Genomic DNA, 1,480 nt, shown 5'->3' with positions numbered 1-1,480 from the left:
GCCTTTTTTTGATGACATTAAGATTTTTTCTTGTCTTTTTTAATTCTTCTCTTTATAATGAAGGAAAGGAGTTGCAGATGAAGAAAATATTACTCGTATTACTCTTTCTTATCGGGGGAACATTTTTAATAATGTTTTTAGGAAGATTGTTCTACAACCAATATCGACAAGAAAAAGTAACAAGCTTTGTTGAAAACTTTCAAAATAATATTAGTCGTGATATCCCGATATCAAATGGACAAGAAGTTTGGTCGGATAAGGAATCTTGGATTTATTTTAGCATAGGCGAAGAAGGTAGCCCTGTTCAAAAAGAATTAAGGGATTTGATGCCTAAACAAAATCAGTTAGGAAAATATGCGAATCATGAAGTTAAGCGTCTGCACCTACTCTATCCGCAAAAAGTATCGTCTGATTTAGAGGGAGTCTCAGAATTAGTCTTGAAAGAAAGTAGTTATCGCATTAAGGGGTTGGATATTATCAAAGAGAAAGATAAAGAACATCAACGGATACATTTTAAAGATACTAGGTATAATACTCCTTTTACTTTAAATGACTTTATTAGGGATAAGGGTGCTTTTCGAAAAGTTATTGAAGCGGCAACTAGCCAGGGATCTTTGTCACAAGAGAGAAAAAGAACTGTTTTAGAACCCTTCCAAAGTGATGATTGGTCAGAGATTAATTTCTCTTATAAGGATAGTCAGCTTTTTTTGACTAAGGAGCTCAGTCTACCACTTACGTCTATTTTTGATGCTATTCAAGAAACGTATCTCACAGGGAATGATTTAACAAGTTATCAAGATTACCAGGAAGAGAAGAAAAAGCATCTTAAGAGAGTTGCTTTAACTTTTGACGATGGGCCTAATCCTGCCACAACACCTCGTGTTTTGGAAATATTAGATCAATATGATGCTAAAGCGACATTTTTTACGCTTGGTCATAAATTAGCTGGTCAGGAGATATTAGTAAAAAGAATGATTGATCAAGGTAATGAAATTGGAAATCATACTTGGTCTCATCCGAATTTGACAACTCTTTCTGTTGAAGGGATCAAGCAAGAAATTACAGCTACTAATCAAGCGATTGAAAAGATTACTCATCAAAAACCAACCTTGATGCGTCCGCCTTATGGAGCTACTAACGCAACGGTACAAGCTGCTGTGGGCATGAAAGAAATTATGTGGACAGTTGATACTCTCGATTGGCAAAGTCATTCCACACCCGCCATCATGAAAAAACTTAAGGAGCAGTTGACGCCTGGAGGAATTATCTTGATGCATGATATTCACCAAACATCCGTAGATGCTTTGCCGTCAGTATTAGACTATTTAAAATCGCAAGGTTATGAGGTTGTTACAGTTAGTGAGTTATATGGTTATTGATTAGTTAAGAAAATGAAAATATAAAAAGTCTTAGAATAACGTTGTTAAGAAACGCTCCTTCTAAGCCTTTTTATATTGTTCAATTGTCAACAGAACACGGC

Annotated in this window: 1 protein-coding gene; it reads left to right on the top strand. The window is 35.3% G+C overall.

Translation table 11 applies throughout. From position 1 onward, the window contains the following. Positions 1-77: 77 nt before the first annotated feature. Entirely contained in the window at positions 78-1,379 is a 1,302-nt protein-coding gene (locus ACMZ6U_RS10340) for a polysaccharide deacetylase family protein (RefSeq protein WP_416108334.1), read from the top strand. The last annotated feature ends 101 nt before the right edge of the window (positions 1,380-1,480 follow it).

Source organism: Streptococcus pluranimalium (genome assembly GCF_047785745.1).
GTDB classification, from domain to species: Bacteria; Bacillota; Bacilli; order Lactobacillales; family Streptococcaceae; genus Streptococcus; species Streptococcus pluranimalium_B.
The sequence above is the reverse complement of the archived record's forward strand: the minus strand, read 5'-3'. Positions and strand labels throughout refer to the sequence as shown.